This window comes from Pseudooceanicola profundus, from assembly GCF_054919315.1.
Genome location: NZ_CM142898.1, coordinates 206,461 through 231,323 on the forward strand (window position 1 = coordinate 206,461; position 24,863 = coordinate 231,323).

The 24,863-nt window shown below is 67.3% G+C and carries 23 protein-coding genes; 16 read left to right on the top strand and 7 right to left on the bottom strand.

Translation table 11 applies throughout. From position 1 onward, the window contains the following. Positions 1-43: 43 nt before the first annotated feature. From ACX9MO_RS00960 to ACX9MO_RS00980, 5 genes are all read left to right on the top strand, one after another. Positions 44-475, top strand: a complete 432-nt coding sequence (locus tag ACX9MO_RS00960) for a DUF1178 family protein (RefSeq protein WP_462213224.1) — start codon at positions 44-46, stop codon at positions 473-475. Positions 476-500: 25 nt separating this feature from the next. Next, positions 501-1,145, top strand: a complete 645-nt coding sequence (locus tag ACX9MO_RS00965) for an SDR family NAD(P)-dependent oxidoreductase (protein WP_462213225.1) — start codon at positions 501-503, stop codon at positions 1,143-1,145. Between the two features lie 84 nt (positions 1,146-1,229). Continuing rightward, complete coding sequence (locus tag ACX9MO_RS00970) at positions 1,230-2,465, top strand: aspartate kinase (RefSeq protein ID WP_462213226.1); 1,236 nt, start codon at positions 1,230-1,232, stop codon at positions 2,463-2,465. Between the two features lie 179 nt (positions 2,466-2,644). After that, the gene (gene ptsP, locus ACX9MO_RS00975; protein ID WP_222490450.1) at positions 2,645-4,891 is read left to right on the top strand and encodes a phosphoenolpyruvate--protein phosphotransferase; all 2,247 of its coding nucleotides are present in this window, start codon (positions 2,645-2,647) and stop codon (positions 4,889-4,891) included. Between the two features lie 217 nt (positions 4,892-5,108). Next, positions 5,109-5,918 (top strand): isocitrate lyase/PEP mutase family protein, encoded by an 810-nt coding sequence (locus tag ACX9MO_RS00980; RefSeq protein ID WP_222490451.1) that lies wholly within the window; start codon positions 5,109-5,111, stop codon positions 5,916-5,918. A 128-nt stretch (positions 5,919-6,046) separates the two neighbouring features. On the opposite strand, the gene ACX9MO_RS00985 is transcribed toward ACX9MO_RS00980, so the two are convergent. Both ACX9MO_RS00985 and ACX9MO_RS00990 read right to left on the bottom strand, forming a co-directional pair. Next, on the bottom strand, positions 6,047-6,883 hold the full coding sequence (locus ACX9MO_RS00985) for a GNAT family N-acetyltransferase (protein WP_462213227.1): 837 nt from the start codon (positions 6,881-6,883) through the stop codon (positions 6,047-6,049). Continuing rightward, complete coding sequence (locus ACX9MO_RS00990) at positions 6,880-7,566, bottom strand: GntR family transcriptional regulator (protein WP_222490453.1); 687 nt, start codon at positions 7,564-7,566, stop codon at positions 6,880-6,882. Before ACX9MO_RS00990 ends, ACX9MO_RS00985 begins: the two co-directional genes overlap by 4 nt. A gap of 262 nt (positions 7,567-7,828) precedes the next feature. On the opposite strand from ACX9MO_RS00990, the gene ACX9MO_RS00995 reads away from it, so the two are divergent. The 5 genes from ACX9MO_RS00995 to ACX9MO_RS01015 all read left to right on the top strand — a co-directional run bounded on the left by ACX9MO_RS00995 (position 7,829) and on the right by ACX9MO_RS01015 (position 12,747). After that, complete coding sequence (locus ACX9MO_RS00995) at positions 7,829-8,815, top strand: ABC transporter ATP-binding protein (protein WP_222490454.1); 987 nt, start codon at positions 7,829-7,831, stop codon at positions 8,813-8,815. A gap of 32 nt (positions 8,816-8,847) precedes the next feature. After that, complete coding sequence (locus ACX9MO_RS01000; protein ID WP_222490455.1) at positions 8,848-10,113, top strand: ABC transporter substrate-binding protein; 1,266 nt, start codon at positions 8,848-8,850, stop codon at positions 10,111-10,113. Positions 10,114-10,347: 234 nt separating this feature from the next. Beyond that, positions 10,348-11,262: an ABC transporter permease gene (locus tag ACX9MO_RS01005; protein ID WP_462213228.1), complete on the top strand. Its 915-nt coding sequence runs from the start codon at positions 10,348-10,350 to the stop codon at positions 11,260-11,262. A 1-nt stretch (position 11,263) separates the two neighbouring features. Then, entirely contained in the window at positions 11,264-12,100 is an 837-nt protein-coding gene (locus tag ACX9MO_RS01010; RefSeq protein ID WP_222490457.1) for an ABC transporter permease, read from the top strand. Next, the gene (locus ACX9MO_RS01015) at positions 12,100-12,747 is read left to right on the top strand and encodes an aspartate/glutamate racemase family protein (protein ID WP_462213229.1); all 648 of its coding nucleotides are present in this window, start codon (positions 12,100-12,102) and stop codon (positions 12,745-12,747) included. Before ACX9MO_RS01010 ends, ACX9MO_RS01015 begins: the two co-directional genes overlap by 1 nt. Positions 12,748-13,125: 378 nt before the next feature. Here the strand turns inward: ACX9MO_RS01015 and ACX9MO_RS01020 are convergent, their stop codons facing one another. Together ACX9MO_RS01020 and ACX9MO_RS01025 are read right to left on the bottom strand one after the other, a co-directional pair. Next, a complete protein-coding gene (locus ACX9MO_RS01020) occupies positions 13,126-13,680 on the bottom strand; it encodes a peptidylprolyl isomerase (protein WP_222490459.1) in 555 nt (184 codons plus the stop codon). Next, positions 13,673-14,179 carry a peptidylprolyl isomerase gene (locus tag ACX9MO_RS01025; RefSeq protein WP_222490460.1) on the bottom strand — a complete coding sequence of 169 codons (507 nt, stop codon included), beginning with the start codon at positions 14,177-14,179 and terminating at the stop codon, positions 13,673-13,675. Before ACX9MO_RS01025 ends, ACX9MO_RS01020 begins: the two co-directional genes overlap by 8 nt. A gap of 132 nt (positions 14,180-14,311) precedes the next feature. Between ACX9MO_RS01025 and ACX9MO_RS01030 the strand changes: the two genes are divergently transcribed. From ACX9MO_RS01030 to ACX9MO_RS01055, 6 genes are all read left to right on the top strand, one after another. After that, a complete protein-coding gene (locus ACX9MO_RS01030) occupies positions 14,312-15,496 on the top strand; it encodes a phosphoglycerate kinase (protein ID WP_462213230.1) in 1,185 nt (394 codons plus the stop codon). 142 nt (positions 15,497-15,638) lie between these two features. Beyond that, positions 15,639-16,532 (top strand): fructose bisphosphate aldolase, encoded by an 894-nt coding sequence (locus ACX9MO_RS01035; RefSeq protein WP_462213231.1) that lies wholly within the window; start codon positions 15,639-15,641, stop codon positions 16,530-16,532. A gap of 296 nt (positions 16,533-16,828) precedes the next feature. Beyond that, the gene (locus tag ACX9MO_RS01040; protein ID WP_222490463.1) at positions 16,829-17,128 is read left to right on the top strand and encodes an FtsB family cell division protein; all 300 of its coding nucleotides are present in this window, start codon (positions 16,829-16,831) and stop codon (positions 17,126-17,128) included. Between the two features lie 515 nt (positions 17,129-17,643). Beyond that, positions 17,644-18,657 carry a pyruvate dehydrogenase (acetyl-transferring) E1 component subunit alpha gene (gene pdhA / locus ACX9MO_RS01045; RefSeq protein ID WP_222490464.1) on the top strand — a complete coding sequence of 338 codons (1,014 nt, stop codon included), beginning with the start codon at positions 17,644-17,646 and terminating at the stop codon, positions 18,655-18,657. A 16-nt stretch (positions 18,658-18,673) separates the two neighbouring features. After that, positions 18,674-20,050 (top strand): pyruvate dehydrogenase complex E1 component subunit beta, encoded by a 1,377-nt coding sequence (locus tag ACX9MO_RS01050; RefSeq protein ID WP_462213232.1) that lies wholly within the window; start codon positions 18,674-18,676, stop codon positions 20,048-20,050. An 11-nt stretch (positions 20,051-20,061) separates the two neighbouring features. Further along, positions 20,062-21,372: a pyruvate dehydrogenase complex dihydrolipoamide acetyltransferase gene (locus ACX9MO_RS01055; protein WP_462213233.1), complete on the top strand. Its 1,311-nt coding sequence runs from the start codon at positions 20,062-20,064 to the stop codon at positions 21,370-21,372. A gap of 344 nt (positions 21,373-21,716) precedes the next feature. Here ACX9MO_RS01055 and cysE read toward each other — a convergent pair whose 3' ends face one another. From cysE to ACX9MO_RS01070, 3 genes are all read right to left on the bottom strand, one after another. Next, complete coding sequence (cysE, locus tag ACX9MO_RS01060) at positions 21,717-22,520, bottom strand: serine O-acetyltransferase (protein WP_222490467.1); 804 nt, start codon at positions 22,518-22,520, stop codon at positions 21,717-21,719. 148 nt (positions 22,521-22,668) lie between these two features. Next, positions 22,669-24,207, bottom strand: coding sequence for a phage tail protein (locus tag ACX9MO_RS01065; RefSeq protein ID WP_462213234.1), 1,539 nt, complete (start codon positions 24,205-24,207; stop codon positions 22,669-22,671). Further along, positions 24,192-24,830, bottom strand: coding sequence for a baseplate megatron protein TIM-barrel domain-containing protein (locus ACX9MO_RS01070; RefSeq protein ID WP_462213235.1), 639 nt, complete (start codon positions 24,828-24,830; stop codon positions 24,192-24,194). Before ACX9MO_RS01070 ends, ACX9MO_RS01065 begins: the two co-directional genes overlap by 16 nt. Positions 24,831-24,863: the final 33 nt, after the last annotated feature.

Sequence of the window (24,863 nt, forward strand, 5' to 3'; positions counted from 1 at the left end):
TATTTACTGTCATGGAAGTGTCATCCCCTCACATGGCCCGCAGATGATCCAGTTCGCATTGAAATGTGACAACGACCACCGCTTCGACAGCTGGTTCCAGTCTGCCGACGCCTTCGACAAGCTGCGCGCCTCCGGCATGCTCACCTGCGAGATCTGCGGCTCCGCCCACGTGGAGAAGGCCATGATGGCCCCGCGCCTCGGCGCGACCCACGACACGGAGACCGCGAAGGCCCGCCCCCTCTCCTTCCCCGCCAGCGAGGCCGAAACCGCCCTCGCCGAACTGCGCCGCAAGGTCGAGGAAAACTCCGACTACGTGGGCCGCGATTTCGCCCGCGAGGCGTGGCGGATGCATGCGGGCGACGCGCCCGAACGTGCGATCCACGGCGAGGCCAAGCCGGAAGAGGCCCGCAAGCTGCTGGAAGAAGGGGTGCCGATCGCGCCCCTGCCCTTCCTGCCGGGTCGCAAGACCAACTGACACCCCCACACCAGAGGAAGACAGCATGCAGATTGTCCTGACCGGCGCGAGCCGCGGCATCGGTGCCGCCCTGCGCGAGATCTACGAGGCGCGTGGCGACAGCGTGACGGGCACGTCGCGCGCGGGCGGTGACGGGCTGATGGCGCTCGATGCGACCGACCCGACCCAGATCAAGGCCATGGCCGATGCGCTTCAGGGCAAGCCCATCGACCTGCTGATCTGCAACGCGGGTGTCTACCTCGACAAGGGCCAGCCGCTGGACACGGGCTTCCCGGCGGACATGTGGGCGCAGGAATTCGCCACCAATGTCACCGGCCCGTTCCAGTGCATCCAGGCCCTGCTGCCCAACCTGCGCGCCGCGGGCGGCAAGGTCGCGGTGATCTCCTCCGCCATGGGCTCTCAGGAGCGCGCGCCGGGCGGCTCCTACATCTACCGCGCCTCCAAGGCCGCCGTTTTGAACGTGGTGCGCAACCTCGCCGCCGACCTGGCCCCGGAGGGAATCGCCCTTGGCGCCTACCACCCAGGCTGGGTGCGCACCGACATGGGCGGCAGCGGGGCCGATATCGACGTCGCGACCTCCGCCAAGGGGCTGGTTCAGCGCTTCGATGCGCTCTCACCCGCGACCTCGGGCTGCTTCGAGACCTACGAGGGTACGAAAATCCCCTTCTGAGGGGGTTTCACGCAACATTCGCCATCTTGCCCTTGACGCGCGGGGCGCGTAAACCGCGCCCCAAACAAAGGTCAGGGACAGATCATGCCCACGCTCGTGATGAAATTCGGCGGCACCTCCGTCGCCACGCTGGACCGTATCCGCCGCGCTGCAAAACGCGTGGGCGTCGAAGTTGCCAAGGGCTATGACGTCATCGTCATCGTCTCGGCCATGGCCGGCAAGACAAACGAGCTTGTGGGCTGGGTCGGCGAAACCTCGCCCTTCTACGACGCGCGCGAATACGATGCCGTCGTCTCCTCCGGCGAGAACGTGACCGCCGGCCTGATGGCGCTGATCCTTCAGGAAATGGATGTGCCCGCCCGCAGCTGGCAGGGCTGGCAGGTGCCGCTGAAGACGAACAGCGCCCATTCCCAGGCCCGGATCGAAGAGATCCCGACCGAGAACATCAACGCCAAGTTTGCCGAAGGCATGAAGGTGGCCGTGGTCGCGGGCTTCCAGGGGATTTCCCCCGAGGGCCGGATCACCACGCTGGGCCGGGGCGGCTCGGACACCACGGCCGTGGCCTTCGCCGCCGCCTTCGACGCCGAGCGCTGCGACATCTATACGGACGTGGACGGGGTCTATACCACCGACCCCCGCGTCAGCCCCAAGGCGCGCAAACTGGAAAAGATCGCCTTCGAGGAGATGCTGGAACTGGCATCGCTCGGGGCCAAGGTTCTGCAGACCCGCTCGGTCGAGCTGGCGATGCGGTATGGTGTGAAGCTGCGGGTTCTCTCCAGCTTCGAAGAAAATGACGAAACTGCGGGCACGCTGGTCTGTGCCGAGGAGGATATCATGGAATCCAATGTCGTCTCCGGCATCGCCTTCTCGCGCGATGAGAGCAAGATGACCCTGATCTCGGTGAAGGACAAACCGGGCATCGCCGCCGCGATCTTCGGCCCCCTCTCCGACGCCGGCGTGAACGTCGACATGATCATCCAGAACATCGCCGAGGAAGGCCTGACCGACATGACCTTCTCCTGCCCCACCGATCAGGTGAAACGGGCCGAGAAGGCGCTGAACGGCGCCAAGGAAGCCGGCGTTCTGGAGTTCGAGGAACTGGTTGCCGATACCGAGGTCGCCAAGGTCTCGGCCGTGGGCATCGGCATGCGCTCGCAGTCGGGCGTGGCCGCCAAGATGTTCAAGACGCTCTCGGACGAAGGCATCAACATCAAGGTCATCGCCACCTCCGAGATCAAGATCTCGGTGCTGATCGACCGCAAGTACATGGAGCTCGCCGTTCAGGCGCTCCACGACGCCTTCGAGCTGGAAAAGGCCTGATTTCAGGCCCCTGAACGCCAGTCTTCATGCAGCGGCGCGGACGGGAAACCGTCCGCCTGCCCCCACGTCGTGACAGTCCGACGTGTCTTTTCACATGTTTCCGACATGTTATTCATTTCTATCAGCCACCGGTTGTGTTTTAGTCTGCGGTGGCAACGAGGGTTAAGGAAGCTCAGACAATGAGCGAGAATTTCCAGACCGACAGCCGGCGTATGCTTGGCCGTCTGCGCGAGGTCATGGCCGAGGACGCCCATGGTCAGGCCCGGCTGGATCGCATTACACGGCTGATCGCTTCGGAAATGCAGACCCAGGTCTGCTCCGTCTACCTGTTCCGCGACGCCGAAACCCTCGAACTCTGCGCCACCGAGGGCCTCAAGGCCGAGGCCGTGCACCAGACAAGGATGCGCCTTGGCGAGGGTCTCGTTGGCCGTGTTGCCCGTGCCGGCCACGTGGTGAACACCGCCGATGCCCCGACCGAGGCGGGTTTCCGCTACATGCCCGAAACCGGGGAGGAGATTTACTCCTCCTTCGCCGGTGTGCCGATCCAGCGGCTGGGGGAAAAGCTGGGCGTGCTGGTGGTGCAGTCCAAGACCGCGCGCAAGTTCTCCGACGACGAGATCTATGCCCTCGAAGTGGTGGCCATGGTTCTGGCCGAAATGGCCGAACTGGGGGCCTTCGTCGGCGAAGGCGCCGCCCTCTCCGCCCGGCACACCAAGCACGTGGTCTTCCGCGGCGCCACCGGTCAGGAAGGCACCGCCGAGGGTCATGTCTGGCTGCATGAACCCCGCGTGGTGATCACCAACCCGATCGCCGATGACCCCGTCCGCGAGAACGAGAAGCTGCGCACCGCGGTGGAACAGCTCCGCGTCGGCGTGGATGCGATGCTGGCCGATGCCGCCGATGGCGACGGCGAACAGCTGGAGGTGCTCGAAGCCTACCGGATGTTCGCCAACTCCAAGGGCTGGATGCGCCGGATGGAGGAAGACATCGGACGGGGCCTCTCGGCCGAGGCCGCCGTGGAAAAGGAGCAATCCGCCGCCCGCGCCCGCATGTCCACCGTGACCGACCAGTACCTGCGCGACCGGCTGCACGATCTCGACGACCTGTCGAACCGGCTGCTGCGCATCCTGACGGGTCAGGGCCGGGAAACCGGGGCCGAGATGCCCGCGGACCCGATCCTCGTGGCGCGCAACATCGGCCCGGCGGAACTGCTGGACTACGGCCGCTCCCTGCGCGGCGTGGTGCTGGAGGAAGGCTCCGTCGGCTCGCACGCGGCCATCGTGGCCCGGGCGCTTGCCATTCCCCTGATCATCCACGCCGAGCGGATCACGACCGAGGCGCTCAACGGCGATCACATGCTGCTGGACGGGGATAACGGCGTGGCCCACCTGCGCCCCGAGGAAACCGTCGTCACCGCCTTCCGCGACAAGATCGCGATGCAGGCGCAGGCGCAGGAACGCTATGCCTCGATCCGCGACACGCCTGCCGTCACGCTCTGCGGCGAACGGATCACCCTGACGATGAACGCGGGCCTCATGGCCGACCTGCCCTCGCTCGAGGGCTCCGGCGCCGAGGGCGTGGGCCTCTTCCGGACCGAGTTGCAGTTCCTGATCCGCAACCAGATGCCGCGCCGGTCCGAGCTCTCCGCGCTCTATGCCCGGGTCTTGGACGCCGCCGAAGGCAAGCGCGTCGTCTTCCGCACGCTCGACATCGGGTCGGACAAGGTGCTGTCCTACATGAAGCCCAATGACGAGCCGAACCCCGCGCTCGGCTGGCGGGCGATCCGCGTGGGCCTCGACAAGCCGGGCGTCATGCGGATGCAGTTGCAGGCGCTGATCCGCGCGGCCCATGGCCGCCCGCTGACGGTGATGTTCCCCTTCGTCGCCCAGTACGAGGAATACAAGGCCGCCCGGGCCGAAATGGACAAGGCGCTGGAGCGCGAGCGCATCCTCGGCCATCCCCTGCCCGAGACGCTGGAAGTGGGCGCCATGCTGGAGACGCCCTCCCTCGCCTTCGCGCCGCAGAAGTTCTTCCAGGAGGTCGGCTTCCTCTCCATCGGGGGCAACGACCTCAAGCAGTTCTTCTTTGCCGCCGACCGCGAGAACGAGCGCGTGCGCCGACGCTATGACACGCTCAACGTCTCCTTCCTGACCTTCCTCGAAGGCATCGTCGCCCGCTGCGAGGAGACCGGCACGCCGCTCAGCTTCTGCGGCGAGGATGCGGGCCGGCCGATCGAGGCGCTCTGCCTCGTGGCCATGGGCCTGCGGGCGCTCTCCATGCGCCCGGCCTCCATCGGGCCGGTGAAGCACCTGCTGCTGCGCACCGACATCAAGGCCCTGCGCAAGGTCATCGACGAGGCTCGCGTGAGCGGCGCGCAATCGGTGCGCCCGGCGGTGATGGACTTCCTGCGCGGCGGCGGGAACTGAGGCCCGGCGCGCGCCGCGCGTCCGCCCCGGCGCTTCGGCCTCAAGGCCCGCGCCATCGGCGGGACCCCGCCCCGATCGGGCAGATTTAGGGGCCTCAGATCAGGCACACGCCATTTATGGGGAGGGTCAGCCCCTTGGCCGCGTGTCTTTTTCCTTGCCCCCGGCGGTTCCAGCCGTGATCCTGCGGCCAAGACGCACGACCCGAAAGGATGTCCCCATGCATGATCCCGGCACCGCCTTCCGCGCCCTGCACCAGCCCGGAAGCCCCTTCGTCCTCGCCAATGCCTGGGACGTGGGCAGCGCCAAGGTGCTGGCCGCCCTCGGGGCGCAGGCGCTCGGCACCTCCTCCGCGGGCTATGCCTTCACCCTCGGCAAGCCCGATGGCACCCTGACCCGGGACGAGGCCCTCGCCCACGCGCAATCCATCGTCGAGGCCACCGCGTTGCCAGTCTCCGCCGATCTCGAGAACGGCTATGGCGACGATCCCGAAACCGTGGCCGAGACCGTCCGCATGGCGGGCGAGATCGGGCTCGCCGGTGTCTCGATCGAGGACACTGTCCTGCCCGGCGCCACGGCCTATGACTTCGACCTCGCGGTCGAGCGTATCCGCGCCGCCGTCGCCGCCGCCCGGTCTCTGAAGCGCGATTTCGTTCTGGTGGCGCGCGCCGACGGGATCATGCTGCATGGCTACGACATCGAGGAGGCCCTGCGCCGGCTCAAGGCCTTCGAGGCGGCAGGCGCCGATTGCCTCTATGCCCCCCTGCCCGAGAGCTTCGAGGATCTGGAGCGGATCGTGTCCGAGACGGTCACCCCGGTGAACGCCCTCGCCACCGGCTCCTTCGCCTCCTACACGCAGGAGGATTTCGCCCGGATCGGGGTCGCGCGGATCTCGCTCGGCTCCTCGCTGGCGCGGGTCACGCAGCGTGCACTGATCGACGCGGTGGAGGAGATCTTCGACGATGGCAGCTTCTCGCGGCTGAAGAAATCCGTGCCGGGAGAGCTGATAGACAAGATGCTCGGCGACTGACGCCCGCACGCGGCATGAAAGATAAGGGGCGCCAGTGAGCGCCCCTTGGTCTTTCTCGCCCACCGGCCCGGTTTGGGCCTGCCAAGTTAGGACCTGCCAAGTTTGGACCTGTCCGGGGCGGCAGGGCCCTACCCCAGTTCCATCGTCGTGATCGCCTGAAGCATCGGCCCGGCCTGCGGCGCGGGCCCACGGTACATCCGGGCGGTGGCAAAGGTCGCCTCGAAGCCGAGCGCGATGAGGGCCTCGGCCAGCGGCGCATTCGCCTCCGGCAGGTCGATGACCACAGGCGTCGCGGGATGATCCGCCAGCGCCGCCCGGACCAGCCGCAGCGCGGCCTCTGCATCCGGGGCGATGACGGGACCGATCTTGGCCCCCTGACGGCAGCGGCGCAGGGTGGCGAAACCGGTGATCCGCCCGCGCTCTTCCATGACGTAGCTCTGACGGCTGGCGCTCTTGGCCATCCACGCCAGCAGGAAGGCGGGCCTTGCATAGCCATTGGCGGCGAGGTCCAGCCGTGCCACGGCGGGGGCGTCGGCCACCACAAGCGGGCGCACCTGCGCATCCGCCCGGCCATCCAGCCGCCCCTCGTAGCGGGTGGTGGAGCCTGCGAGGGCAAAGCCCGACTTGGCGTAGTTCTCCTGCTGCGCCGCGACCCCGTCGAGGCCCACGGTGCGCCCGCCCGCGTGTTCCAGCGCATGGGTCCAGAGCGCGTAACCGATGCCCCTGCCCCGATAGTCCGGGTGACAGAGGTAGAGGCCGAGGAAGGCCATCGTCTCGGAATGCACCACCACGGAGATCGCGGCGACGGGGATGCCCCGGATCTCGGCCACGAAGAAGCCCTGCGGATCGGCGGCGTGAAAGGCGGTGGCGTCATCGGCCCCGGGGTTCCAGCCCTCCTCGGCGGCCCAGTCCAGCATCAGGGCGACCTCGGCGGCAGAGGCGGTGCGATAGAGCGGTGTGCTCATTGGCCGAGCGCCTCGCGCAGGGTGCCCGGGAAGGAGGCGCGGTTGCGCAGGTCGAGAGAGGTCACGAGGTCGAGCAGGTGGCTTTTCATCAGGTCTTCCGCCATGTCGGCGTCTCCGGTCTCGAAGGCGCTCATCAGCGCGTGGTGGGCATGGCTCTCGCACAGCGCGGCACGGCGCTGCCAGTAAAGCGCGATGATCAGCGCCGAGCGCGAGACCAGCTCCGAGATGAAGGCCTCGATCGTCGCCTGATCTGCGATCCGGGCGATCTCTACATGGAATTGGCCCGAGAGATAGACCGCGCGGCCACTTTCTCCGGCGTGGACCGCCGCGTGCTCGGCCTCGATATGGGCCCGGAGCAGCGCCAGCCCCTCGGGGGTCATCCGCTCGCAGGCGGAGCGCGCGGTGCGCGGCTCCAGCAGGGCGCGGGCCTCGAAGACCTCGCGCGCCTCGCGCACGGTGGGCTGCGCGACGAAGGCACCGCGGTTGCGCTTCAGCTCGACCAGATGGCGATGCGAAAGGCCCTGCAACGCGGCGCGCACGATGGTCCGGCTGATGCCATAGACCTCGGCCAGCTCGTCCTCGCCCAGCTTGCTGCCCGGCGGCAGCCGGTGCTCGTGGATCGCCCGCTCGATCTCGGCGGCGACATACTCCGCGGTGCCGGGCGTCAACAGCATGTCGTTCATCTCTCTTCTCCGATCCGGGGTGATTCTGCGCCCTGCGACCGGGATGGGCAAGGCGCGGCGCCGTCGCAAGAGGATCCGAAACAGGATTGTATACGAAAATGTGCGAGAAAATGTTCACGAGCGCGCCACGGCCGCTCAAACAAACGGCAGATGAGAAATCTGCCCCCGGGCCACGTCGAATCTTCTGACCTCGCGGCGGATCCCGCGACAAGCTGGATGCAGGCAAACGATGGTCCCCGCTGCGGGGCCGGCAGGAGGGACGATGCGCACGGGATATGATCTGGAACTGGTCCACCTGACGAAACGCTATGGCGACACCATCGCGGTGCGCGACCTGAACCACGTCTTCCACCCGGGCAGCTACGTCTGCCTGCTGGGGCCCTCGGGCTGCGGCAAATCCTCGACCCTGCGGATGATCGCGGGGCATGAGACGGTCAGCGAGGGCTCCATCGTGCTGGACGGGCAGGATGTCTCGACGCTCTCGCCCGCGCAGCGCGGCACGGCGATGATGTTCCAGAACTACGCGCTCTTCCCGCATCTCAACGTGCGCGACAACGTGGCCTTCTCGCTGCGCATGAAGGGCGTGGACAAGGCGACCCGCCACGCCAAGGCGAACGAGCTTCTGGCACTGGTGCAGATGACGGCCTATGCCGACCGGCTGCCGGCGCAGCTCTCGGGCGGGCAACAGCAGCGCGTCGCCCTCGCCCGGGCGCTGATCACCCAGCCCAAGGTCCTGCTGCTGGACGAGCCGCTCTCGGCGCTCGATCCCTTCCTGCGGATCCAGATGCGGGCCGAGCTGAAGCGCATCCAGCGCGAGCTGGGGATCATCTTCATCCACGTCACCCACGGACAGGACGAGGCCCTCGCCCTCGCCGACGAGGTCGTGGTAATGAACAACGCCGTCATCGAACAATCCGGCCCCCCGCGCGAGGTCTGGGGCGCGCCCCGGACCGAGTTCGTGGCCCGCTTCATGGGCGGCCACAACGTCATCACGCTGGAGGGCGGCAAGGTCGCGCTGCGCGCCGATGACGTGAAGCTGGCCGAGGCTGCGGGCACGCCCGGCCTGCCCGCCACCGTCACCTCCGTGGAATACCAGGGCGCGACGGTCGCGCTCTCGGCCCGGACGGCGGCGGGCGAAGAGGTTTTCGCCATCCTCCCCGAGGAGGGCTTCTTCAAGACACCAAAATCCCCCGGCGATGCGGTCACGCTCGCCTGGGACGAGGGGCGGCTGCACCGCCTCCAAGCCTGACCAACACGATCAACCGACACGGGAGACCCAAAATGTCGAAGATGAGATACAGCCGCCGCAGCGTCCTGAAGAGCGGGATCGCCGCCACCGCCGCCTCGGCCCTGCCCGCCCCCATGGTCTGGGCGCAGGAGATCAAGGACATCACCCTGCGCCAGTTCGGCACCGGCGTGTCGAACCTCAACGAGGTCGGCCAGAAGGTGAAGGAAGACCTCGGCTTCACGCTGGAGATGACCGCGCTCGACAGTGACAGCGTGACCCAGCGGGCCGCGACCCAGCCCGACAGCTTCGACATCGCCGATATCGAGTACTGGATCTGCAAGAAGGTCTGGCCGACCGGCAACCTGCAGGCGATGGATACCTCGAAGATCGCGAACTACGACAAGATCGTCGGCATCTTCAAGGATGGCAAGCTGACGCCCGAGTCGGTCATCGCGCAGGGCACCGCGCCCCATACCGTCGGCTTCGTCGAGGGCCCGGACAGCACCACCTTCGCCACTGAGGAAACCCAGTGGATGACCCTGATCCCGACGATCTACAACGCCGATACCCTCGGCATCCGCCCCGACCTGATCAAGCGCCCGATCGACACCTGGGCCGAGCTGCTGAACCCCGAGTTCAAGGGCAAGGCCTCGATCCTCGACATCTCCTCGATCGGGATCATGGACATGGCCATGGTCTGCGAGGCCATGGGCGAGATCGCCTATGGCGACAAGGGCAACATGACCAAGGAAGAGATCGACAAGACCTTCGCGATCTTCACCGAGGCCAAGCGCGCCGGCCAGTTCCGCGCCTTCTGGAAGACCTTCGACGAGAGCGTCAACCTGATGGCCTCGGGCGAGGTGGTGATCCAGTCCATGTGGTCGCCCGCCATCACCGCGGTGAAATCGCGCGGCATCCCCTGCGTCTACCAGCCGCTGAAGGAAGGCTACCGCTCCTGGGGCGGCGGCATCGGCCTGTCGAAGTCGCTCACCGGCATGGAGCTGGACGCGGCCTACGAATACATCAACTGGTACCTCTCGGGCTGGGTCGGCGGCTTCCTGATGCGCCAGGGCTACTACTCGGCCGTGCCGGAGACCTCCAAGGAGTTCATGACGGCCAACGAATGGGGCTACTGGTTCGAGGGCAAGGAAGCGGTCGAGCCGATCTCCAACCCCTTCGGCGATGTCATGGCCCAGGCCGGCGAGACCCGCGACGGCGGCTCCTTCTACGAGCGCATGGGCTCGGTCGCCTGCTGGAACGCCGTCATGGACGAGAACCAGTACATGGTCCGCAAGTGGAACGAGTTCATCGCCTCGTGAGGCGGGGCGCGTCGCCCGTGGTGGCGCGCGAGAGAGGCTTTGCGCCGGGCCTTGCGGCCCGTCGCCCGGCGGGGGGCTCACGCCCCCCGCACCCCCCGTCTGCGGAGGTTCCGAACGCCTGTGCGCCCCTGAGGGTCCGGTGGGCGGCGCGGGCGGGGATGTGAGTATTTTTGGAAAGATGAAAGCCGGTGTCGAGACTTCAGGTCCGTGGTCCGGGAGGCAGGAGAGGCGGGAATGAGCGATCTGGCAGGCGATGTGCAGCCGGTGGAGAAACGGCCCGCGAAACGGGCGGGCCGACGGCTGGGGCCGGATGTACTGGGGTGGCTGCAGGCGGCGCCGCTGACGCTGGTGCTGGTCTGCTTCCTGCTGGCGCCGATCGCGATGATCGTGGCCGTCTCCTTCTGGGGGGCGACGGAATTCTCGATCTACCCGGCGTTCCAGTTCGACAATTATGCCTTCCTCTTCGGCTCAGATGTCACCTACCGGGTGTTCTTCGCCACCTTCAAATACGCGCTGATCACATGGGCCTTCACCCTCGCGATCGGCTTTACCGTGGCCTATTTCCTGGCCTTCCACGTGCGCAGCCAGCCGATCCAGATCGCGCTCTTCCTGCTGTGCACGATCCCGTTCTGGACCTCGAACATCATCCGCATGATCTCGTGGATCCCCTTCCTGGGGCGCAACGGCATCGCCAACTCGGCGCTGATCTCCTGGGGCGTGATCGACGAGCCGCTGGAATGGCTGCTCTATTCCGACTTCTCGGTGATCCTCGCCTTCGTGCATCTCTACACGCTCTTCATGGTGGTCCCGATCTTCAACACGATGATGCGGATCGACAAATCCCTGCTGGAGGCGGCGCGGGACAATGGCGCAAGCGGGTTCCAGACCCTGCTGCATGTGATCCTGCCCCTGACCAAGCCCGGCATCATGATCGGTACGATCTTCGTGATCACGCTGGTGATGGGCGATTTCATCACCGTGCGCTTCATGTCGGGCTCGCAGCGGGCCAACGTGGGGCGGCTGATCTCCAACGACATCTCGCTGCTGCAATACCCTTCAGCCGCCGCCACCGCCGTGGTGCTGCTCTGCACCGTTCTGCTGGTGATCGGCATCCTGCTGCGCTTCGTGAACATCCGGAAGGAGCTCTGAGATGGAAAAGCGTCCCTTGAGTTTCTACGTCCTCGCCGGTTTCTTCGCGCTCTTCGTGCTCTTCCTCTACGGGCCCACGCTGACCATCGGCATCCTCAGCTTCCAGGGCCCGCAGGGCGGGCTGACCTTCCCGATGAACGGCGTCTCGCTGCACTGGTTCCGCGACCTCTTCGAGGAGCAGGCGGTGGGCGACATCTGGGGGGCCTTCCGGCGCTCGCTGGCGCTTGGCCTCATGGTCATGGTCACGACGGTCGTCGTCTCGGTCATGGCGGGGCTGGCGTTCCGCAAGCGGTTCCTCGGCTCGGGGCTGCTGTTCTACATCGCGATCACCTCGCTGGTGATCCCCTCGATCCTGATCTCGCTCGGCGTCGGGCTGATCTTCAACCAGCTGGGGCTGAAGGTGCATTGGGCGACCTCGGGCTTCGGTTCGCAGCTGACGTGGACCCTGCCCTTCGGCCTGCTGATCATGTTCGCGGTCTTCAACCGGTTCGACAAATCCTACGAGGAAGCCGCCCGCGACCAGGGCGCGACCGCCTGGCAGACCATCTACCACGTGGTGCTGCCGATCATCGCGCCCTCGCTGATCGGGGTGGCGCTCTTCGGCTTCACGCTCAGCTATGACGAATTCGCCCGCACCCTGCTGACGGCGGGCAGCTACAACACGCTGCCGCTGGAGGTCTTCGGGATGACCACCAACGTGACCTCGCCGGTGATCTATGCGCTCGGCACGCTGACGACGCTGTTCTCGCTGATGATCATCGCGGTCTTCCTCTTCACGGTCTGGGTGATGGGCAAGCGGCGCGCGCGCGCAGGTTCGGACGCGGGCAAGGGCGTGTGATGCGGCTGCTCTACATTAATCCGAACGCCACCGCCTCGATGACCGACGGCATCGTGGCGGCGGCCCGCGCCGCCCTGCCCGGGGTCGAGATCACGGGCGAGACCAACACCGACGGGCCGCCCGCCATCGAGGGCCCCGAGGACGGCGACCGCGCGGTGCCCGGCGTCCTCGCCCGGGTGGCCGCGGCCGAGGCCGACGCGGTGGTGATCGCCTGTTTCGACGACACCGGGCTGGCCGAGGCGCAGGCCCTCGCCGCCGTGCCGGTGCTGGGGATCGGACAGGCGAGCTACCTCATGGCGACGCTCTTGGGGCAGCGGTTCTCGGTCGTGACCTCGCTGGCGGTATCGCTGCCGGTGATCCGGGAGAATATCGAGACGCTGGGCTTTGCGGGCAACTGCGCCTCGGTGCGCGCGAGCGGCCTGCCGGTGCTGGTGATCGACGAGGGATCGGAGGAGACCCGCGCGCGGCTGGCGGAAGAGATCACGCGGGCGCGGGACGAGGACGGCGCGGGTGTCGTCGTGCTGGGCTGTGCGGGGATGGCGCCGTTGCGGGCGGACCTGGAGGCACGCAGCGGCGTGACGCTGATCGACGGCGTGGCGGCCTCGGCCCATCTGGCGGTGGCGGCGGCGGGGTTTCGGGCGGGGTGACAGGCGCTTGGGTCTTGCACCTGCGGACTTAGTGAGTGAACGCGACCGCCAAACACCTATCCAGGTAGAGACAAGGGCAGCGCCGTCCCGCGGGGTGGCGCATAAGCGCCGGTCGCCATTGGAGCGCCATTGGTCCGAGCGCCAATGGCAACGGGGGGCGGGTCGGCGCTGCCCGGCCTCTCGGCCGGGCGGGTGGTTGATGGACGAGCCAGCGAGACGGGGCGCTGCGGCAGGTTCGGGCGCATCAGAGCATCAGAGCATCAGAGCATCAGAGCATCAGGCTTCACCGTCAAAAGCACTACCGCCCCAAGCCGCTCCCCCAACGAAAACGCGCCGCCCCTTTCGGAGCGGCGCGTGTCCTGTCCAACCGGCAACGGATCACTCCGTCACGGTGACTTTCACCATCCGGTCCGGCGCGCCGATCACGGCACCGTTGCGGCCTTCGCCGCGCTTGATCGCGTCGACCACGTCCATGCCCGAGGTCACCTTGCCCACCACCGTGTAGCCGCCGTTGAGATGCGGCGCGGGGGCGAACATGATGAAGAACTGCGAGTTCGCGCTGTCCGGGTCCTGCGAGCGGGCCATGCCCACCACACCACGGTCGAAGTTCTCGTCCGAGAATTCGGCCTTCAGGTCGGGCAGGTCGGAGCCGCCCATGCCGGCGCGGCGCATGTCGCCGCCCTCGTGGGCGAATTCCACGTCACCGGTCTGAGCCATGAAGCCCTCGATCACGCGGTGGAAGTAGACGCCGTCGTACTTGCCCTCTTCCGCCAGCGTGGTGATCCGCTTCACGTGCTCGGGTGCGACGTCCTCGAAGAGGTCCACATGCACCGTGCCGTTGGCCTCGCCGCCGATCTCGATGTCGAGACCGGTGGCCAGGGCCGGACCGGCAGCCAGCAGCGCGGCAAGCGTTGCGGCGGCCAGCTTACGCATCTGCCGCGACCTTGACGCTGATCATGCGGTCGGGGCTCGCGGGCGGCTCGCCACGGGTGATCGCATCCACGTGCTCCATGCCCGAGACGACGCGGCCATAGACCGTGTACTGCCCGTTCAGGAAGTGGTTGTCCTTGAAGTTGATGAAGAACTGCGAGTTGGCCGAGTTCGGGTTCGCCGAACGGGCCGCGCCGAGGGTGCCGCGGTCGTGGGGCAGCTTGGAGAATTCTGCCGGCAGGTCGGGCAGCTCGGAGCCGCCGGTGCCTGCCATGCGCAGGTTGAAATCGTTTTCCATGTTGCCGTTGGCCACGTCGCCGGTCTGGGCCATGAAGCCGTCGATCACGCGGTGGAAGGCCACGTTGTCATAGGCACCGGAGCGCGCCAGTTCCTTCATGCGCTCGGCGTGTTTCGGCGCCACGTCGGGCAGCAGTTCGATGGTGACGGTACCGCCCTTGAGTTCCATCAGGATGGTGTTTTCGGGATCCTTGATCTCGGCCATGGCAGAGCCTCCTTTTCTGGCTTTGTCGTGATGCATAAGGCGCATGAGGCCAATTGCCAAGCGGCGCCCTGTTGACGATGGCGGGAGGAGCGGCGATGTATCGCCCGACCGACATCAGGAGGACGGAAACCGATGGGTTGGAAAACGCTGGATGACATGGATCTTGCCGGCAAGCGCGTACTGGTACGGGTGGACATCAACGTCCCCGTCGAGAACGGCAAGGTAACGGACACCACGCGGATCGACCGCATCGCTCCCACCGTGAAGGATATCCTCGAGAAGGGCGGCAAGCCGATCCTTCTGGCGCACTTCGGGCGCCCCAAGGGCAAGGTCGTGCTCGACATGTCGCTGCGGGTCACCCTGCCCGCGCTGGAGGCCGCCCTCGGCACCAAGGTCGCCTTCGACGAGACGCTGGACGCCGCCGAGGCCCAGACCGACGAACAGCGCGAGGCCAAGGTCATCCTGCTGGAGAACATCCGCTTCCACCCGGGCGAGGAGAAGAACGACCCCGCCTTCGCCAAACGCCTCGCCGGTCTCGGCGACGTCTACGTGAACGACGCCTTCTCGGCCGCGCACCGCGCCCATGCCTCGACCGAGGCGCTCGCCAAGCTGCTGCCCTGCTGTGCCGGTCGCCTGATGCAGGCCGAACTCGAAGCGCTGCAAGCCGCGCTCGGCAAGCCCGAGCGCCCCGTGGTCGCCGTCGTGGGCGGGGCCAAGGTCTCCACCAAGCTGGAACTGTTGGGCAACCTCGTCGAGAAGGTGGACTACCTGATCATTGGCGGCGGCATGGCGAACACCTTCCTCGCCGCCGAGGGCATCGACGTCGGCAAATCGCTGGCCGAGCTCGAGATGACCGAGACCGCCAAGCAGATCCGCCTCAAGGCGCAGGATCTCGGCTGCCGCCTCGTGCTGCCCGCCGACGTGGTCGTGGCGCGTGAATTCAAGGCCAATGCCGAGAACGAGACCGTGCCCGCGACCCAGTGCCCCTCCGATGCGATGATCCTCGACGCGGGCCCCGACGCGGTGACCCGTATCAAGGGCATCTTCGAGGAGGCCAGGACGCTGATCTGGAACGGCCCGCTCGGCGCCTTCGAGATCGCGCCCTTCGACACCGCGACCAACGCCGCCGCCACGGCAGCCGCCGCGCTGACCCGCGCGGGCAAGCTGATCTCGGTTGCCGGCGGGGGCGACACCGTCGCCGCGCTCAACACCTCCGGGGCGGCAGGCGATTTCACCTATATCTCGACCGCGGGCGGCGCCTTCCTGGAATGGATGGAAGGCAAGACCCTGCCCGGCGTTGCGGCGCTGGAAGGCTGACGAGCAGGCGAACGGGCGCGGTTTCGCGCGGCCCCCGCAAGGCGTTAGCGCCACCAGAATTGCAAGCACGCCCCCGCTTCCTTAGAAGCGGGGGCGAGGCCCCGAAGGGGGGCATTTATCCATAAATCAGGGCGATCATTCCATGACGACAGACAAGCAGGCCGAGCTGATCGGCAAGGGCCAGGGATTTATCGCGGCGCTTGACCAGAGCGGCGGTTCGACCCCCAAGGCGCTGAAACTCTACGGGATCGAGGAAGACGCCTATTCCTCCGAGGACGAGATGTTCGGCCTGATCCACGACATGCGCGCGCGGATCATCAAGTCGCCCGCCTTCACCGGCGACAAGGTCGTGGGCGCGATCCTCTTCGAGCGCACCATGGACGGCGAGATCGACGGCATCCCCACCGCCCAGTACCTGTGGGAAAAGCGCGGCGTGGTGCCCTTCCTGAAGGTCGACAAGGGTCTGGCCGACAGCGAGAACGGCGTGAAGGTCATGAAGCCCATGCCCGAGCTGGACGCCCTGCTCGACAAGGCCGTGTCCAAGGGCATCTTCGGCACCAAGATGCGCTCGGTCATCGACGCCGCCTCGCCCGAGGGCGTGAAGGCCGTCGTGGCGCAGCAGTTCGAGGTCGGCAAGCAGATCCTCGCCAAGGGCCTCTGCCCGATCATCGAGCCCGAGGTGACCATCTCCATCGCCGACAAGGCCGCCGCCGAGGACCTGCTGCTGGCCGAGATCACCGCCCAGCTGGACGCCCTGCCCGAGGGCACCAAGGTCATGCTCAAGCTGACGCTGCCCGAGACCGCGAACCACTACAAGTCGCTGGTGGATCACCCCGCCGTGCTGACCGTCGTGGCCCTGTCGGGCGGCTATTCCCGCGAGGAAGCCAACACCCGCCTGTCGCAGAACACCGGCATGATCGCCTCCTTCTCGCGCGCGCTGACCGAAGGCCTCTCGGCCCAGCAGTCCGACGCCGCGTTCGACGCGACCCTCGCCGAGACGATCGACAGCATCTACAAGGCCTCGATCGCCGGCTGATCCGGCCCGGCACAGACTGCGAGAGGGGCGGTCCTGCGGGGCCGCCCTTTTCCGTTGCCGGGGCCTGTGCCGGCACGGTCCCCCGCGTTCGGCCTCTTCGCCCCCCTCTTGTCCGGTGCCACTCCGGTAACGGGCGTCAGGGGATGCCTGCCACCGGTCGCGGGCCCGGCGGGTCCTCCCCGCCACAGCGCCCGCGGGATCGTGACATCACGATGAACACGGGGGATTCCCATTTCGAATCACTTGCGCTATTCTCTGCTCTGACCGCCCGTCAGAGGCGGAGATGAGGCAGACCGATGACCACCCGCAAACGCCCCGCCTTTGGCGGTCTGATCTACGTATCGATCGCGCTGAGCCTCGGGCTCTACTTCACCTTTGCCGCCGTGCAGGGGGACTACGGGCTGCTGCGCCGCGCCGAGGTGCAGGCCCAGAAGGATGCGCTGACCGCCCGCCTGGACGAGCTGAACGTCGAAGTGGCGCGGATGGAGAACCTGACCCATCGCCTGTCGGACGATTACCTCGACCTCGACCTGCTCGACGAACAGGCCCGCGACGTGCTCGGCATGCTGCGCAGCGACGAGATCGTGATCCGCTGAGGCGGCGCCTTTTCGGCCCCCCTCCACGTCCCCAACGCAGACAGACCTGACCGGCCCGCGCCTGCAGGCGTCCGGCCCTGAAGCCGTGCGTCAGCGCCCCCCCTGCACGCTCTCCATCTCCCACGCAGGGCAGCGCCGTCCCGCGGGGTGGCGCATAAGCGCCGCCCCATGGGGGCGGGACGGCGCTGCCCGGCCTCTCGGCCGGGCGGGTGCTCGATGGAGACCGCCACGCTACGTCCCTTCCTCGCGGTCTGGTGCGCGGCGACGCGACTCCCACTCCCCGGCCCCCGACACCTCTCCCCGAACACACCCCCCGCGATCACACCCGGAATTTTCAAAAATTCCGGTCCGGAAAATTCGAATTTTCCGGTAAGCTCCGCGATGCTGCGCACAATTCCCGACCGCTTTTCCGCCGGCAGCCGCCCCGCGTCAATTTCGCTCTCGCAAGCCGCGCCCGAATGCTGTAGTAGATAGTTTAACGCTAAACTATCCACTTCGGGAGGGGTTGTACGGCCATGGCGGCACGCAGGACCACCAAGAAGCCGAACGTATCGGCGGATGAACTCAAGCAATATTACCGCGACATGCTGCTGATCCGGCGCTTCGAAGAGAAGGCCGGGCAGCTTTACGGCATGGGCCTGATCGGTGGCTTCTGCCACCTCTACATCGGGCAGGAAGCGGTCGTCGTCGGGCTGGAAGCCGCGACGAAAGAGGGTGACAAACGGATCACCTCCTACCGCGACCACGGCCACATGCTGGCCTGCGGGATGGACCCCAACGGCGTCATGGCCGAGCTCACGGGCCGCGAAGGCGGATACTCGAAGGGCAAGGGCGGCTCGATGCACATGTTCTCGAAAGAGAAGCATTTCTACGGCGGCCACGGCATCGTGGGCGCGCAGGTGCCGCTCGGCGCCGGCCTCGCCTTCGCCGACAAGTACCTCGGCAACGACAACGTCACCTTCACCTACTTCGGTGACGGCGCGGCGAACCAGGGCCAGGTCTACGAGACCTTCAACATGGCCTCCCTCTGGAAGCTCCCGGTCATCTTCGTGATCGAGAACAACCAGTACGCCATGGGCACCTCGCAGAAGCGCTCGACCTCCACGGACGAGATCTTCACCCGCGGCGCGCCCTTCGGCATCCCCGGCGAACTGGTCGACGGCATGGACGTGCTGGCGGTCAAGGAAGCCAGCGAGAAGGCCCTCGCCCACTGCCGTGCCGGCAACGGTCCCTACATCCTCGAGGTGAAGACCTACCGCTACCGCGGCCACTCCATGTCGGACCCGGCGAAATACCGGACCCGCGAGGAAGTGCAGAAGATGCGCGAAGAGAAGGATCCGATCGAGCATGTCCGCGACCTGCTGATCTCGGGCGGCCATGCGAGCGAGGACGACCTCAAGTCCATCGACAAGGAAATCAAGGACATCGTGAACGCGTCCGCCGATTTCGCCAAGGAAAGCCCCGAGCCGTCGCTCGACGAACTCTGGACCGACATCTACGCCGATGTTGCGCCGCAGGACGAAGCCTGAGGGGGAGAGAGACAAGATGCCTACCGAAATTCTGATGCCCGCCCTCTCTCCGACCATGGAGGAAGGCACGCTCGCGAAATGGCTGGTCAAGGAGGGCGACACCGTCTCCTCCGGTGACATCCTCGCCGAGATCGAGACCGACAAGGCGACGATGGAATTCGAAGCCGTGGACGAAGGCGTGATCGGCAAGATCATCGTGGCCGAAGGCACCGAGGGCGTGAAGGTGAACGCCCCCATCGCCGTGCTGCTGGAAGAGGGCGAAAGCGCCGATGACATCGGTGATGTCTCAGCCGCCCCCGCCGCCAGCGCCGCGGCCCCCGCCGAGGAGGCGAAAGCCCCCGCCAAGGCGGCCGAGCCCGCCCCGGACGCGCCCAAGTCCAACGCCTCGCCCGACTGGCCGGCGGATGCGCCGATGAAGACCCAGACGGTCCGCGAAGCGCTGCGCGACGCCATGGCCGAAGAGATGCGCCGCGACGAGAACGTCTATCTCATGGGCGAGGAAGTCGCCGAGTACCAGGGCGCCTACAAGGTGTCCCAGGGCCTGCTCGACGAATTCGGCGCCAAGCGGATCATCGACACGCCGATCACCGAACACGGCTTTGCCGGGATCGCGGTCGGCGCGGCCTTCGGCGGGCTCAAGCCCATCGTCGAGTTCATGACCTTCAACTTCGCCATGCAGGCGATTGACCAGATCATCAACTCCGCCGCCAAGACGCTCTACATGTCCGGTGGCCAGATGGGCGCGCCCATGGTCTTCCGCGGTCCGAACGGTGCCGCCGCCCGCGTGGGCGCGCAGCACAGCCAGGACTACGCGGCATGGTACGCGATGATCCCCGGCCTCAAGGTCGTGATGCCCTACTCGGCAGCCGACTACAAAGGCCTGATGAAGACCGCCATCCGCGATCCCAACCCGGTGATCTTCCTGGAGAACGAGATCCTCTACGGCCGCTCCTTCGAGGTGCCGGACATCGAGGATCTGGCGATCCCCTTCGGCAAGGCCCGCGTCTGGCGCGAAGGCACCGACGTGACCATCGTCTCCTTCGGCATCGGCATGCAATACGCGCTCGAAGCCGCGGACAAGCTGGCGGAAGAGGACATCTCGGCGGAAGTGATCGACCTGCGCACCCTGCGCCCGATCGACTACGACACCGTGCTGGCCTCGGTCATGAAGACCAACCGCTGCGTCACGGTCGAAGAAGGCTTCCCCGTCGGCTCGATCGGCAACCACCTGTCCGCAACGATCATGGAACGCGCCTTCGACTACCTCGATGCGCCGGTGATCAACTGCACGGGCAAGGACGTGCCGATGCCCTACGCGGCCAACCTCGAAAAGCTGGCGCTGGTGACCACAGATGAGGTCATCGCGGCGGTGAAAAAAGTCACCTATCGGTAAGGAGCGGAGCGATGCCCACAGAAATCCTGATGCCCGCCCTCTCCCCCACGATGGAGGGAGGCACGCTGGCGAAATGGCTGGTCAAGGAGGGCGACACCGTCTCCTCCGGTGACCTGCTGGCCGAGATCGAGACCGACAAGGCGACGATGGAATTCGAAGCCGTGGACGAAGGCGTGATCGGCAAGATCCTGATCGCCGAGGGCACCGAGGGCGTGAAGGTGAACACGCCCATCGCCGTGCTGCTGGAAGAGGGCGAGAGCGCCGATGACATCGGCGATGTCTCGGCCCCTGCCCCGGCCGCAGCCCCGGCAGCAGCCCAGTCGGACGAGGCCCCCAAGGCCGAAGCCGCCGCGTCTGCCGCCCCCGCGCCGGCCGCGCCGCAAACCACCGACGGCACGCGTATCTTCGCCTCGCCGCTGGCCCGTCGCATCGCAGCGGACAAGGGTCTGGACCTGACCCAGATCAGTGGCACCGGCCCCCATGGCCGGATCGTGAAGGCCGACGTGGAGAAAGCCACCGCCGCGCCCAAGGCCGCCGAGGCCCCGAAAGCCGCGGCTGCGGCGCCTGCCGCTGCGGCTGCCGCCCCGGCCGGCCCCTCGACCGATGCCGTGCTCAAGATGTACGAGGGTCGCACCTTCACCGAGGTCAAGCTGGACGGGATGCGCAAGACCATCGCCGGCCGCCTGACCGAGGCCAAGCAGACGATCCCGCACTTCTACCTGCGCCGCGACATCAAGCTCGACGCGCTGATGAAGTTCCGGGCCCAGCTGAACAAGCAGCTGGAAGGCCGCGGTGTGAAGCTGTCGGTCAACGACTTCATCATCAAGGCCTGCGCCCTTGCGCTGCAATCGGTGCCGAAGGCGAATGCCGTCTGGGCCGGCGACCGCGTGCTGGAGCTGAAACCCTCCGACGTGGCCGTGGCCGTGGCGATCGAAGGCGGGCTCTTCACGCCGGTGTTGAAGGACGCGGACATGAAGTCGCTCTCGGCGCTTTCGGCCGAGATGAAGGACCTCGCCACCCGGGCCCGCGACCGCAAGCTGGCGCCGCATGAGTACCAGGGCGGTTCCTTCGCGATCTCCAACCTCGGCATGTTCGGCATCGACAACTTCGACGCCGTGATCAACCCGCCCCATGGCGCGATCCTCGCGGTCGGCTCGGGCGTGAAGAAGCCGGTGGTGAACGACGCAGGCGAGATCGACGTGGCCACCGTCATGTCGGTGACGCTCTCGGTCGATCACCGGGTGATCGACGGCGCGCTTGGCGCGGAGCTGCTGAAGGCCATCGTCGAGAACCTCGAGAACCCGATGGTGATGCTGGCCTGAGGCCCGCTCGCCCGGTGCGCCAACCCGATTGGCGGGCCGGGTCTGACCTGCCGGGTCTGACCTGAATGACGCGCCCCCTGACGGGGGCGCGATTTCTTTGTGCGGCACCGCGACCTGCGGTCCCGGCGCACGGTCAGACAGCGCGTGGGTGAGGATGGGACGGGAAAGTGGGGGCGCTGCCCCCTTGGCCTGCGGCCAATTCCCCCGGAGTATTTCTCGAAAGATGAAGTGGAGCGGCGCAATATGCAGGTCCGGTCCGACATCCCTGTTGGCGGCACCCGCAGTGCCGCCTGACTCGGGGTGTCGTGGAGCGGCGGGGTGACCCGACCGTCTTGCCCCGACGGTCAGCCGCGCAGGATCTGATCCATGCTCATGGACGGCTGGGCGCAGCCCGCCTCGCCCACGATCTTGGCCGGAACGCCGGCCACGGTCGTGCAGGGCGGGACCTCGTGCAGCACGACGGAGCCCGCCGCGATGCGCGAGCAATGGCCCACCTTGATATTGCCGAGCACCTTGGCGCCTGCGCCGATGAGGACGCCATCGCCGATCTTGGGGTGACGGTCTTCCTCTTCCTTGCCGGTCCCGCCGAGGGTCACCGAATGCAGCATTGAGACATTGTCGCCCACCACCGCCGTCTCGCCCACCACGATGGCATGGGCGTGGTCCATCATGATCCCCTTGCCGATCCGGGCGTTGGGGTGAATGTCGATGGCGAAGAGCTCGGACAGGCGCATCTGGAAGAAATAGGCCAGATCGCGGCGGCCCTGCTGCCAGAGCCAGTGCGACACCCGGTGCGCCTGAAGCGCGAAGAAGCCCTTGAAGTAGAGCACCGGCTGCAGGAACCGGTGGCAGGCCGCGTCGCGGTCATAGACCGCCGCGATGTCGGCCCGGGCGGCATTGGCGAGTTCGGGCTCTGAGGCATAGGCTTCGTCGCAGATCTCGCGCAGGATCTGCTCCGACATCTCGTGCGAGGCCAGCTTGGCCGAGATGCGATAGGCCAGGGCCCGTTCCAGCGAGGGATGGTGCAGCACGGAGGAATGGATCAGCCCACCCAGCAGGGGTTCGTCCCGGATCGCCTCTTCGGCCTCGCGGGTGATACGGGCCCAGACCGGGTCCAGCTCTGCCAGTTTGGCGCGTGTTTCAGGCATCGGGACCTCTCCTTTGCGTCTGAGTGTAGCAGATAAGCCCGGGAGGCGAAAACGCAATGGGGTGATCGGGGGGATCACGCGGGGTGATCGCCCCGGCACGCGACAGGGAGAGGCTCCGAGTGGCGCCCGGGCGCGGGAGAGGCACGCATCAGGCCGCAAAGACCAGCCGCGCCACCGCCCCCGCGCCGAAACGGGCCGAGACCTGGGCCACCTCAAGCGCCGCCAGCCCGGTCAGGCCGTCGGCGGCACGGTCCGCGGCGCCGTAGGTCCAACCGGGCGCGGTGGTGATCACCTCGCGCCGGATCGCGCCGCCCTGCACCACGCGGACAAGATAGCTCTCGCTCTCCTCCCCCAGCGGCACCTCGATCCCGTCCCAGCTGTCGCCGTCGATCCGCGTGCGCCGCACCCAGTGGAAGCCGAGGTCGCCGCCGCTCTCGTCCACGGCCAGGTGACAGGGCGCATAGGGCCGCAGGCCGATCCCGTCGAAGGCCCATGTCTCGTGCCGGTAGGACGGGTCCGACACCGCCCGCTGCGCCGGCCCGATGCGGTAGTGCCGCGCCATCCGCCGCTGCGCCAGCGCCAGATCGATCTGCTGGGCCGCGCCGTTCATCAGCACCACGTAGGAGCCTTCGGGCCAGGCCTCCGGCATCGCCACATCCGTGCCGAACTGCCCGCGCAGCCGGTGCGAGAGGAGATAGGTGTTCTCGCCCGTCAACACGGCATCGCGGAACTGGAACAGCTCCCATCCGCCCGGGGTGCCGTCCCCGATCGCCATGAGGTTGCCGCCCGACAGGAGCGCCGCGTCACTGATCGAGGAAAGCCCGCCGGAGGTGAGCCGGACCGAGAGCCCCGCGCCCCGGTCGATCCGCCCCACCGGCCCGGCCTCAAGCGCCGTCTGCGTCACCCCGACCGTCGCCCGCAACGCGAGCGTCCGGTTCAGCGTATAGTCGCTGTCCTGATCCGAAGCATGGAGCGCCACCGACCCGGGCCAGGGCACCGAGGTCACCGCCAGATGCGGCGCATGGGGCACCTCCTCGCCGCGCATCAGCGGCAGGTCGAGGAAGAGCGGGAAGACCGGCACCGGCGGCACGAACTGCGACAGCGCCACGCTGTCCTCGTCCATGTCGACTGGGCGATAGGTCTCGGGCTCGATCCGCACCGCCTCCGCCAGCAGCGCACCCGCCCGCTCCACCCGGTCGAGCCGGAAGAGCCCCCGCTCCCCCACCCGCAGCACGTCGCCCGGGCCGAGGTCGCCCCGCGAGGGCGGCAGGGCCAGCCGCAGGCTGTCGCGCGCCAGCCGCGCCTCGCTCAGCCAGCGCTCCGCCACCTGCCGGCCAAGGCCGCGGCTCAGCACCATCGGAAGCTCCGAGGCGGAGACCGCGCCGGTGTCCTCGCCCGGCAACACCGCCTCCTCGGCGATCACGGCGTAGTCGGCCTCGCCCTGCAGGAAACGCACCCGCACCCGGCCGGTCAGTTCCGCCTCCGGCGCGCGGGTCTCCTCCAGCGTGCCCTCGATCTCGGGGTGCAGGGCTAGGGCCTCTTCTGTCACCTCGCCGTCCACGCGGCCATCGCGCATCCGGAAGACCAGCCGCCCGTCACGCTCCACCGCGTCGAAGCCGAAGCGCAGCATCAGCGGTTGCAGCGCCGCCCGCCCCGGCATCACCCGGTCCTCTAAATAGCCCGCCACGTAGCCATGCAGCCATGCAGCCCACTGACATCATAGTCCGCCACCCCCGCGCCCTCGCAGATCTCGGCCACGACCGAGGCCAGGTCGCGCCCGGCGGCGCGGCCCGTGATCCAATGCCCGCGCGCGTAGTTCTCGCCATCCGCCCAGGTGTCGAGCGCGGCGGGAAAAAACGGAAACGGCCGCGCGTCCCAAGCCCAGACATAGGCGTGGTCCAGGTCCAGCATCGGACCGCCATAGACCTCGGAGTGCGGGTTGTTCGCGCCCCAGTGCGACAGCACCGCCGTCAGGTACTGCAACTGGATCAGGTCATCGCGCCGCCCGGTCGAATGGCGCGGCAACGCGCTTTCTGACGACTTCGGGTCGAGGAACTTGTTCGGCTCGTTGGTCCCCTTGTCCACGGCGGCACAGCCCAGCTCGGTGAAGCGCACCGGCTTCATGCCCGGCTGCCAGCCCGTGGGCACCGCCTGCCGTTCCCCGCCGATCCGCTCGTAATGCAGATGGTCCCACCAGCCCCGGATATCCTTGGTGCGATAGACCCAATGCTCGCCATATGCGCCGTCCTCGATCGGGGTCCCGCACGCTTCCGACGTCGCCTGTACGCACCCGGTCCCCGAGTACCTCAAGATCCGCCTTCATTGCGAGAAGCTGCGCTTCGA

Bases quoted from the DNA above. Each gene is read 5' to 3' on its own strand.
- ACX9MO_RS00960 (WP_462213224.1), top strand. From the start codon at position 44: ATGATCCAGTTCGCATTGAAATGTGACAACGACCACCGCTTCGACAGC.
- ACX9MO_RS00965 (WP_462213225.1), top strand. From the start codon at position 501: ATGCAGATTGTCCTGACCGGCGCGAGCCGCGGCATCGGTGCCGCCCTG.
- ACX9MO_RS00970 (WP_462213226.1), top strand. From the start codon at position 1,230: ATGCCCACGCTCGTGATGAAATTCGGCGGCACCTCCGTCGCCACGCTG.
- ptsP (WP_222490450.1), top strand. From the start codon at position 2,645: ATGAGCGAGAATTTCCAGACCGACAGCCGGCGTATGCTTGGCCGTCTG.
- ACX9MO_RS00980 (WP_222490451.1), top strand. From the start codon at position 5,109: ATGCATGATCCCGGCACCGCCTTCCGCGCCCTGCACCAGCCCGGAAGC.
- ACX9MO_RS00985 (WP_462213227.1), bottom strand. From the start codon at position 6,883: ATGAGCACACCGCTCTATCGCACCGCCTCTGCCGCCGAGGTCGCCCTG.
- ACX9MO_RS00990 (WP_222490453.1), bottom strand. From the start codon at position 7,566: ATGAACGACATGCTGTTGACGCCCGGCACCGCGGAGTATGTCGCCGCC.
- ACX9MO_RS00995 (WP_222490454.1), top strand. From the start codon at position 7,829: ATGCGCACGGGATATGATCTGGAACTGGTCCACCTGACGAAACGCTAT.
- ACX9MO_RS01000 (WP_222490455.1), top strand. From the start codon at position 8,848: ATGTCGAAGATGAGATACAGCCGCCGCAGCGTCCTGAAGAGCGGGATC.
- ACX9MO_RS01005 (WP_462213228.1), top strand. From the start codon at position 10,348: ATGAGCGATCTGGCAGGCGATGTGCAGCCGGTGGAGAAACGGCCCGCG.
- ACX9MO_RS01010 (WP_222490457.1), top strand. From the start codon at position 11,264: ATGGAAAAGCGTCCCTTGAGTTTCTACGTCCTCGCCGGTTTCTTCGCG.
- ACX9MO_RS01015 (WP_462213229.1), top strand. From the start codon at position 12,100: ATGCGGCTGCTCTACATTAATCCGAACGCCACCGCCTCGATGACCGAC.
- ACX9MO_RS01020 (WP_222490459.1), bottom strand. From the start codon at position 13,680: ATGCGTAAGCTGGCCGCCGCAACGCTTGCCGCGCTGCTGGCTGCCGGT.
- ACX9MO_RS01025 (WP_222490460.1), bottom strand. From the start codon at position 14,179: ATGGCCGAGATCAAGGATCCCGAAAACACCATCCTGATGGAACTCAAG.
- ACX9MO_RS01030 (WP_462213230.1), top strand. From the start codon at position 14,312: ATGGGTTGGAAAACGCTGGATGACATGGATCTTGCCGGCAAGCGCGTA.
- ACX9MO_RS01035 (WP_462213231.1), top strand. From the start codon at position 15,639: ATGACGACAGACAAGCAGGCCGAGCTGATCGGCAAGGGCCAGGGATTT.
- ACX9MO_RS01040 (WP_222490463.1), top strand. From the start codon at position 16,829: ATGACCACCCGCAAACGCCCCGCCTTTGGCGGTCTGATCTACGTATCG.
- pdhA (WP_222490464.1), top strand. From the start codon at position 17,644: ATGGCGGCACGCAGGACCACCAAGAAGCCGAACGTATCGGCGGATGAA.
- ACX9MO_RS01050 (WP_462213232.1), top strand. From the start codon at position 18,674: ATGCCTACCGAAATTCTGATGCCCGCCCTCTCTCCGACCATGGAGGAA.
- ACX9MO_RS01055 (WP_462213233.1), top strand. From the start codon at position 20,062: ATGCCCACAGAAATCCTGATGCCCGCCCTCTCCCCCACGATGGAGGGA.
- cysE (WP_222490467.1), bottom strand. From the start codon at position 22,520: ATGCCTGAAACACGCGCCAAACTGGCAGAGCTGGACCCGGTCTGGGCC.